Origin of the sequence: Streptomyces sp. NPDC057137 (genome assembly GCF_042670825.1) — a bacterium.
GTDB lineage: Bacteria > Actinomycetota > Actinomycetes > Streptomycetales > Streptomycetaceae > Streptomyces.
On the sequence record NZ_JBHUUW010000022.1, the window covers coordinates 113,570 to 122,452 of the forward strand.

At 71.4% G+C, this 8,883-nt stretch carries 8 protein-coding genes; 4 read left to right on the top strand and 4 right to left on the bottom strand.

Annotated features, from left to right (window positions below; all coding sequences use genetic code 11):
* The 4 genes from ACFT9I_RS19555 to ACFT9I_RS19570 all read right to left on the bottom strand — a co-directional run.
* Positions 1–728: hypothetical protein (locus ACFT9I_RS19555; protein WP_382565793.1), on the bottom strand; the 728-nt coding region annotated here is incomplete at its 3' end.
* A gap of 95 nt (positions 729–823) precedes the next feature.
* The gene (locus ACFT9I_RS19560) at positions 824–1,414 is read right to left on the bottom strand and encodes a hypothetical protein (protein WP_382565819.1); all 591 of its coding nucleotides are present in this window, start codon (positions 1,412–1,414) and stop codon (positions 824–826) included.
* Between the two features lie 222 nt (positions 1,415–1,636).
* Positions 1,637–2,278 carry a histidine phosphatase family protein gene (locus ACFT9I_RS19565; protein WP_382565795.1) on the bottom strand — a complete coding sequence of 214 codons (642 nt, stop codon included), beginning with the start codon at positions 2,276–2,278 and terminating at the stop codon, positions 1,637–1,639.
* A 358-nt stretch (positions 2,279–2,636) separates the two neighbouring features.
* Entirely contained in the window at positions 2,637–3,344 is a 708-nt protein-coding gene (locus ACFT9I_RS19570; protein ID WP_382565797.1) for a FadR/GntR family transcriptional regulator, read from the bottom strand.
* 171 nt (positions 3,345–3,515) lie between these two features.
* Between ACFT9I_RS19570 and ACFT9I_RS19575 the strand changes: the two genes are divergently transcribed.
* The 4 genes from ACFT9I_RS19575 to ACFT9I_RS19590 all read left to right on the top strand — a co-directional run bounded on the left by ACFT9I_RS19575 (position 3,516) and on the right by ACFT9I_RS19590 (position 8,805).
* Complete coding sequence (locus ACFT9I_RS19575) at positions 3,516–4,817, top strand: SLC13 family permease (protein WP_382565799.1); 1,302 nt, start codon at positions 3,516–3,518, stop codon at positions 4,815–4,817.
* A 78-nt stretch (positions 4,818–4,895) separates the two neighbouring features.
* Positions 4,896–6,341, top strand: coding sequence for an acyl-CoA synthetase (locus ACFT9I_RS19580; protein WP_382565801.1), 1,446 nt, complete (start codon positions 4,896–4,898; stop codon positions 6,339–6,341).
* Positions 6,334–7,722, top strand: a complete 1,389-nt coding sequence (locus tag ACFT9I_RS19585) for a carboxyl transferase domain-containing protein (protein ID WP_382565803.1) — start codon at positions 6,334–6,336, stop codon at positions 7,720–7,722. The genes ACFT9I_RS19580 and ACFT9I_RS19585 overlap by 8 nt, the downstream gene beginning before the upstream one ends.
* Before the next feature lie 63 nt (positions 7,723–7,785).
* The gene (locus ACFT9I_RS19590) at positions 7,786–8,805 is read left to right on the top strand and encodes a DUF2510 domain-containing protein (protein WP_382565805.1); all 1,020 of its coding nucleotides are present in this window, start codon (positions 7,786–7,788) and stop codon (positions 8,803–8,805) included.
* Positions 8,806–8,883 lie beyond the last annotated feature (78 nt).

The following is an 8,883-nucleotide window of genomic DNA, read 5'->3' on the forward strand; positions in this document are numbered from 1 at the left end:
GGCGTCGACCAGGTCCACCCGGCCCCCGTCGTGCGGCCGGCCGGCCGCGCGCGGGGGGGGGGCCCCCCCGGGCCCCCCGCGCCCCCCCCCCCCCCCACTTCCAGCAGATAGCCGTCCTCGCCGGCGGCGCGGTCCGTCCAGGTGAAGTGGATACCGGTCGCGTGCTTGACGATCGCCGTGAAGCCCGTCGGGGCCGCCGCCGCGTTCGCGTCGGCGCCGCCCGCTCCCCGGGCCGTCGGCGGCGCCGTCCGCACCTTCGGTCCCTTGACGGTCCGAGGCGTCATCCACTCCTGGTTGTCGGTCAGTTCCTTCTCTGAGGGCTCCCCCGGTGGCAGCGACACCTCTACCGATGCGGACGCGGGGCCGAAGTAGGGGCGCAGCCGGTAGTAGAAGGGCGTCTCCGGCATCAGATCCGGATGGCGGTACGTCGTACGGCCCGGCGGCATGAACTCCAGCACCGTGTACGGTCCAGCCTTCTCCGTCGCGAACTCCACCGTGCTGCCGGCCGCGCCGGGCTCGTCGTCCTTCCAGTGCAGCGTGATGTCGATGGGGGAGTCGAGCGTGGCCGCGAGTCGCGCCGTGGTCTCCGCCTGCTGCGCCTTCCCCTCCTTCGTCGCCGTCTTCGCCGTCTTGTCCGGCGGGGTGGACGAGCAGCCCGCCAGCGTGAGGAGGGTGAGCAGCGCGGCGGTCGTGCCGATCGCGGCGCGGAGTCGAGGTCGTCGAGGCACGGCGTCCGTCCTTCCGGTCTGCGGGTGCGTGGGGGAGTGCCCGGTGACCGCGCGGACCGTACGCGGTCACCGGACCGGGATGTGCCTCGACCGACCTACTTGCGCCAGAACTTGATGCCGCTCCACACCACGTTGGCCGGCCCGCTGCCGCTGTCCGTGCGGTAGGCGCCGAACTTGTCGTAGAAGCTGCCGCCGGGGCTCGCGTAGCTGTGCTTCAGCGAGCCGTTGATGTACGTGCGGTGCTGGCTGCCGACCTGGTGGACGGTGTTCACCCGGACCGTGGCGCCGACCGTGCCCGCGTTGGACAGGGTGGTGCCGCCGTGGACCGCGTACAGGCGTCCGCCGCGCTCACCGGCCAGCATGAAGAACGGCCCCGAGGCCGATTCGTTGAACGTCTGCTTGAGGCTGATACGGGTGCCGCCCATGCTCGCGATCCGGAAGTAGCCCTCGAACTGCCGGGTACCGCCGGTGTAGGTGGCGTACCGCCGCTCGGCGCGCTGGTCGCCGCTGCCGGTGGAGCAGGTGAGGGTGAAGGTCAGGTTGTCGACCTGGCCGCAGCCCCGCTCCTGGACGGTGAAGGAGGGCGAGGTCGAGGTCCACCCTCCGGGTTCGACTTCCGCGTACGCGTTCGGTGCCGTCAGCATCATCGCTGCGGCGGCCGAGAGAACAGTGACGGTGCGCTTCATTCTGGGCACGTCTCACTTCTCCGATTCGGTGGGGGCATGGCGCTGGAGTCGCATCAGAGTAGAAGTGTCCACGTCAAGCAACAAGAGATTCAGCGGAACTTCATGAGGTTCAAAAGTGTGAACTGGCATTCGTCGCGAAGGGTGCATACAGCAACGCCCCGCCGGTCATATGCGACCGGCGGGGCTATGTATATGAACAGGCGCCGTGCGTACGGCCTGTCGTCAGGCGCTGTGCGGCAGGTCCTGGACGGTGCGCAACAGGCTGTCGGGGAGCGCCAGATTCCACGCGGTGATGACCGGGTTGCCGTGCTCGGTGCCGAGCCTGGACACCGTCCCGGTCTCCAGTTGGAACAGCGCGCCCTCGGCGGCGGTGAGTCGCAGATAGCGGGCGGTGAGCACGCGCAGGAAGTGGGAGTGGGCCACGAGGGCGATGTCCTCGTCGCCCTTGCGCCCGGCGGCGGTACGGACCTCCGCGAGCACCCGGTCCGCCCGGTCGCTGACGTCGGACGGGCTCTCGCCCGGGTGTTCGCCGGGGCCCGGTGTGGTCCCGTCCGTCCAGAGGTTCCAGTCCGGGCGGGTGCGACGGATCTCCTCGGTGGTCACGCCCTCGTATCCGCCGTAGTTCCATTCGTGCAGGTCGGGGGAGATGCGGGTGGACCGCAGCCCGGCGAGTTCGGCGGTGCGCCGGGCGCGTGCCAGCGGACTGACCAGGGTGAGTCCGATCTGGCGGTCGGCCAGCAGGGGGACCAGCGCACGGGCCTGGTTCTCACCGTGGGCAGTCAGCGGCAGATCCGTGTGGCTGGTGTGCTGCCCGGACAGCGACCACTTGGTCTCGCCGTGTCTGATGAGGATCAACTCGCCCATGGGTGCTATCCGTTCGTTCGTGCTGAGGCTCTGAGGTGCGCGGCCCGGCATGCGGTGCGGCCGCTCGCCGGCCGGTCCGGCTCCACGATCCCATCACGCCGCGCTCCGCGCGCTCGGGGGCGCGCCCGGCGTGGGCCGGCGTGCCCGTGGCGCGGCTCACAGGCGCCCCACCAGCGGCTTGGGAACACTCCGCCGTGGTTGAGCGTTCATCTTTACGTGGTCGCGGAGGGGAAAGTGACGACTCCGCGGCCACACTGAGAACGGCCCCGGCTGGTCCATCCCCCGAACCAGCCGGGGCTCCTTTGCTGTCCGGGCCGCCTGTCCGGGCCCGGCGCTGTCGGCGCCCGCGTCGTACGGCTCAGGCGTCGTCGCCCGGGTCCCAGTCCAGCAGGCGCACCTTCGCCACCGTCCGTACATGCCGGCGCATCGCCGTCGCCGCCGCCTTGCCGCGCCGGCCCTCGATCGCTTCGAGGATCGCGCGGTGCTGGGTCAGCGAGCGCTGGGGGCGGCCCGGCTGGCGCAGTGACTCGTTACGGCTCTCGGTGATCTGCTCGGCGATGGACCGCATGAATTCGGCCAGCAGACCGCTGTGGGCCGCGGCCGTCACCGCGGCGTGGAAGAGCCGGTCGCCCTCGACGCCGTGGTCGCCCGCCTCGATCTCGTCGGCCATATGACCGAGTGCCGCCCGCATCGCGGCCAGATCCTCCGTCGTGCGCCGCTCGGCGGCCAGTTCGGCGAGTTTGGTCTCCAGCGCCTCGCGCGCCTCCAGTACGTCGGGCAGCCGGCGCTTGCGTTCCACGAGCCGTTCCACCGGTTCGGCGTCGAGGCTGTCGCGGACGAGATATGTGCCGCCGCCGTGCCGTACCTCGACCAGTCCCTGCACTTCGAGTACGACGATCGCCTGCTTCACGGACGCCCGGCTGACACCCAGCCGTTGGGCGAGTTCGCGCTCCGGCGGCAGTCGGTCGCCGGCCCGCAGATCGCCGTCCGCCACATGGTGACGGAGCCTGTCGAGGACCTGTTCGTACAGTCGCGGCCGGGTCATCGGCCGCAGTGCGTCGGACACACGAACCCCCCATACCTGGTCGTTCGCAGCCTAACACCGGGCGGTCAAGTGGCTGAGCCAATTCCTGTCGAATCCCTTGACGCCTTGGCGGGCCGGTGTTCAAAGTGGTCCAGCCACTTGGCCAATACCGTTGGCCAGTTATCAACGGGACCCAGGGACGGGAGCCCCCCGATGTCCGCCGAACTGATCTCGATCCTTGTACTCGTGGTCGTCTTCGTGATCGCCACGACCCGCTCGATCAACATGGGCGCGCTTGCCTTCGCCGCCGCCTTCGGAGTCGGCGAACTCGTCGCCGACCTGGACGCGGACGGTATCTTCGCCGGATTTCCCGGCGATCTGTTCGTGGTGCTCGTCGGTGTCACGTATCTCTTCGCCATCGCACGCGCCAACGGCACCACCGACTGGCTGGTGCACGCCGCCATCCGGCTCGTACGTGGCCGAATAGTGCTGATCCCCTGGGTCATGTTCGCCATCACCGGCGCACTGACCGCGATCGGCGCCGTCAGTCCGGCGGCCGTCGCCATCGTCGCGCCCATCGCCCTGAGTTTCGCCGCGCGTTACGGGATCAGCCCCCTGCTGATGGGCGCGCTGGTCGTGCACGGCGCCCAGGCCGGCGGCTTCTCGCCCATCAGCATCTACGGCTCGATCGTCAACGGCGTGGTGGAGCGCGAGAACCTGCCCGGGAACGAACTCGTCCTGTTCTTCGCCTCGCTCGTCGTCAACCTGATCATCGCGTCGATCGTGTTCGTCCTGTTCGGCGGATTGAAGCTGAAGGGCCGTGACCTCGAAACGGAGACCGACGGCAAGGCCAAGGGCCAGGGCGGGGGCCAGGACAGGAGCGGCGACGCCGGAGCACTGGCGGCCGACGCCGCGCGCCTCACACCCGCCCGTATCGCCACGCTCACCGCCCTCGCGGCACTCGTCGTCGCCGTCCTCGTGTTCGACCTCGACGCCGGCCTCTCCGCCATCACCCTCGCCGTCATCCTGAGCGCCTTCTGGCCGGACGCGAGCCGCAAGGCGGTCGGCGAGGTCGCCTGGCCGACCGTGCTGCTCATCTGCGGTGTCCTCACCTACGTCGGTGTCCTGGAGGAGATGGGCACCATCGAGTACGCGGGCAACGCCGTCGGCGACATCGGAGTCCCGCTGCTCGCCGCCGTGCTGCTCTGCTACATCGCCGCGATCATCTCCGCCTTCGCCTCCTCCGTCGGCATCATGGGCGCGCTCATCCCGCTCGCCGTGCCGTTCCTCGCCCAGGGCGAGATCGGGGCGGTCGGCATGATCGCCGCGCTCGCCGTCTCGGCGACCGTCGTGGACGTCAGCCCCTTCTCCACCAACGGCGCCCTGGTGCTCGCCGCCGCGCCCGATGTCGACCGGGAGCGTTTCTTCCGGCAGTTGATGGTGTACGGAGGCATCGTGGTGGCGGTGGTACCCGCGGCCGTATGGCTCGTGCTGGTGGTGCCAGGCTTCGGATGATCCGGTTACCGCACGTCCGGCGGCGTTCGGACAACTCGTCAGACCCGTCAGACTCGTCGACAGCAAGGAGAACGACGCGTGTCCCCTCTCTTCCCGGCCCTCGCCACGGGTTCCACCCGGCCCGCGCTCCACTTCGGCGACCAGGCACTGAGCCACGCCGAACTGGCCGCGGTGGCGGGCGCCTTGGCCGCCAGGATCGCCGGAGCGCCACGGGTCGCCGTCTGGGCCACACCCACCCTCGGTACGGCGGTGGGCGTGGTGGCCGCGCTGCTGGCGGGTGTGCCCGTGGTGCCGGTGAACCCCAAGACGGGTGAGCGGGAGCTGACGCACATCGTGACGGACAGTTCACCGGCCCTCGTCCTCGCGGAGCGCGGGGTCGAACTGCCGCCGATCCTGGCCGCGTTGGAGCGTCTGGACACCGACGTCACGGACATCGTCCCGGACGCCGCGCCGCTGCCCGCCGAGCCGTCCCCGGAATCACCCGCGCTGATCGTCTACACCTCCGGTACCACCGGACCCCCCAAGGGCGTCGTCCTGCCGCGCCGCGCCGTCACCGCCACCCTGGACGCCCTGGAGGACGCCTGGCAGTGGACCGAGACCGACGTCCTCGTCCACGCCCTGCCCCTCTTCCATGTCCACGGCCTGATCCTCGGCATCCTCGGCCCGCTGCGCCGCGGCGGCTCGGTGCGCCACCTCGGCAGGTTCAGTACGGAGGGTGTGGCACGCGAGCTGTCCACGGGAGCCACGATGCTCTTCGGCGTACCGACGATGTACCACCGCATCGCCGAGGCCCTCGCCGACGATCCCGCGCTCGCGAAGGCCCTCACAGGCGCCCGCCTGCTGGTGTCGGGATCGGCCGCGCTGCCCGTGCACGACCACGAGCGCATCGGGGCCGCCACGGGACGCCGTGTCGTCGAGCGCTACGGGATGACGGAGACCCTCATGAACACCAGCGTGCGCGCGGACGGCGAACCGCGCGCCGGCACCGTCGGCGTCCCGCTGGCCGGGGTCGAACTGCGGCTGGTCGACGAGGCGGGCGCCGAGATCACCGCGTACGACGGCGACACCGTAGGCGAGATCCAGGTGCGCGGCGCGAACCTCTTCACCGAGTATCTGAACCGCCCCGACGCGACGGAGGCCGCCTTCGACGACGGCTGGTTCCGTACGGGCGACATGGCGATCCGCGACCCCGACGGTTACGTCCGTATCGTCGGCCGCAAGGCCACCGACCTCATCAAGAGCGGCGGCTACAAGATCGGCGCCGGCGAGATCGAGAACGTGCTGCTGGAGCATCCGGGGGTGCGGGAGGCGGCCGTCACCGGGGAGCCCGACGAGGACCTGGGGGAGCGGATCGTCGCCTGGATCGTGCCCGCACAGGCCGATGCCCCGCCGTCGGCCGAGGAGTTGGCGGCGCACGTCGGGGCTCAACTGGCCTCGCACAAGAGGCCGCGCACGGTGCGGTATCTGGACGCGCTGCCCCGCAACGACATGGGCAAGATCATGAAGCGGGCCCTCCGTGGCTGAGCGGATGAGCGCACGGCAGGCGGTCGCCGCCCTGACCGGGGCGACCCCTGACGGCGCTCCCGCCGCCTTCACCGAACTGCCCGCCCCGAAGGGCATCTCCGCCCCGGACGGCCCCCTGGCCTGGCAGGGGTACGACGAGTCCCGTGCCCGCGCGGCGACGCGCACCGGCGAGGACGAGTCCGTCATCTGCGGCACCGCGCGCGTCGGCGGCACCGAAACGGTCCTGATCTCCTTCGAGTTCGGCTTCCTCGGCGGATCGTTGGGGGAGCGCACCGGGGACCGGCTGGAGGCCGCGTACACCCATGCCCGCGAACGGCGGCTGCCCGTCGTCTCGTTGATCGCGACGGGCGGCAGCCGTATGCAGGAAGGCATGCTCGCGCTGCTCCAACTCCAGCGCGTGGCGCGGCAGTCCGCCCTCACCCGGGCGGCGGGGCTGCCCCAGATCGCGGTGGTGCGCGACCCGACGACCGGCGGTGGCTGGGCCACCCTCGGGGCGGGCGCCGATGTGATCCTGGCCCTCCCCGGCGCCCAGATCGGCTTCGCGGGCTCGCGGGTACGGCCGGCGGACGCCGACCCGTACGCGTACACCGCCGAGGCGCAGCTGACGGCGGGTCATATCGACGCGGTGGTACGGCCCGAGGAACTGCGCGACACCGTCGGCCACTGGCTGACGCTCCTGACGGACGGCGCCCGCGGCTCCCACGACGGCGCCGCATCCGTGGCAGCCGCCGAGCCGCCCGCCGCACTCGGCCACGCCGCACCGCCCGGCACCGGCTGGGACGCGGTGAGCCTGGCCCGCGACCCCCGGCGCCCGCGCGCCGAGGCGTATCTGGACGCCTACTTCACCAGCCGCGAGTCCGTCAACGGCGATCGCTGCGGCGGCACCGACGCCGGAACGCTGTGCGGATTCGGCGTACATGAGGGCCGTACGGTCGCGTACGCCGCCCAGTGCGGCACCGCGACCCTCCCGGCCGGCTACCGCACGGCGGCCAGGCTGATCCGCCTCGCGGACCGGCTGGGGCTGCCCGTGCTCACACTCGTCGACACCCCCGGCGCCGCGAACGACGCCGAGGCGGAACGCTCCGGAGCGGGGGCCGCCATCGCGGACCTGTTCGCCGCCGTCGCCACCGTCCGCGTGCCGGTCACCAGTCTGCTGATCGGCGAAGGCGGTTCCGGTGGCGCACTGGCGCTCGCGGCGCCGGGCAACACCTGGGCCACACCGGACAGTTACTTCTCCGTCATCGCGCCCGAACTCGCGACGGCGATCCTCAAACGGCCCCCCGCCGAGACCCGCGCGACGGCCGACCAACTCAGGCTGCGCCCCCAGGACCTGCTGTCACTGGGGGTGATCCGCGGCATCGTGCCACCGGCCCGGACATGAAGTCCGCCGATTTCTCATGGGCCTCTCACCAGCTTTGTCGGACCATATGCCTATGGTGAGTCCGTGACGCAGACGACTCCGCCCGGCTGGTATCCGGACCCAGGACATGAAGGTGAAGGCCCGCCTCAGGAACGGTGGTGGGACGGCTCGGCCTGGACCGACATGGTCCGCTCCGACTCGGCCGCGACCTGGAGCTCGCCCTCCGGACCGGGCGCGCCCGGCATTCCGCCCTACCCGGCGGGGCCGCCCCCGGCAACCGGCGGGCGCGGCCGACGGATCGCGCTCGCCGTCACGGCGGCCGTGGTGGTGCTGGCCGTCGTCGGTGGCGGCTTCCTCCTCCTCGACGACGACAGCGACAACGCGGCGGACAAGGCGAGTACGACCCCGTCGACCGGTCCCAGCAAGCCCGGCCAGGACGGCCGCCCGGCACCGGACGGCTCGCAGCCGCCCGGCGGCCCCGAGGCCCCCGACGGCGGCAGTGGCGGCGAGGACGGCGGTGGTGGCGGAGCGCCCCAGCAGGAGATACCCACCGAGGACGGCTACGCCACCGACATGGCCAGCGGCATCAGCATCCCGGTGCCCAAGGGCTGGAGCGGCCAATCGGGCCCCGTCGGCGCCGGAGTGAGCACCGGGGAGCACCCGTGCCCCGGCAACCCGGAAGAGTCCTGCGTGCGCGGCGGGGTGAACTCCGTCCCGGCGGTCGCGCTGGAGATCAAGGCCACCACCGCCAAGGCGGCGGCCGAGGCCGACATCAAGAAGAACGCCGAGGAGTCCTACGGCGGCGAGAGCTACGGAAAGATCTCCTCGACCGACGAGTTGAAGTCCGAGGCGGTCACCGTCGCAGGCAAGAAGGGCTACCTGGTCCGGTGGAAGGTCGTCACCGGCAAGGGCGACGACGGGTACGTCCAGTCGCTCGCCTTCCCGTCACCCGCCCCCGGCGCACAGGACATGCTGATCATCGTGCGCTCCGGATTCGACATCAACGACAAGGCGCCCAAGCTCCCCGTGATGGACGAGATCACCGGCGGCATCAAGGTCGCGGCGGGCGGCGGCGCCGGCGTCGGCGCGGGCGAGAAGGTCTGAGAACGGGCCGCCGCCCATGTGGTGGCGGCCGTGCAGGACGTACGGAACGACCCACGGCCGGTGGCCGGTCATCACGAC

Coding starts and splice junctions, on each gene's coding strand:
- ACFT9I_RS19565 (WP_382565795.1), bottom strand. CDS start 2,278: ATGGGCGAGTTGATCCTCATCAGACACGGCGAGACCAAGTGGTCGCTG.
- ACFT9I_RS19560 (WP_382565819.1), bottom strand. CDS start 1,414: ATGAAGCGCACCGTCACTGTTCTCTCGGCCGCCGCAGCGATGATGCTG.
- ACFT9I_RS19575 (WP_382565799.1), top strand. CDS start 3,516: ATGTCCGCCGAACTGATCTCGATCCTTGTACTCGTGGTCGTCTTCGTG.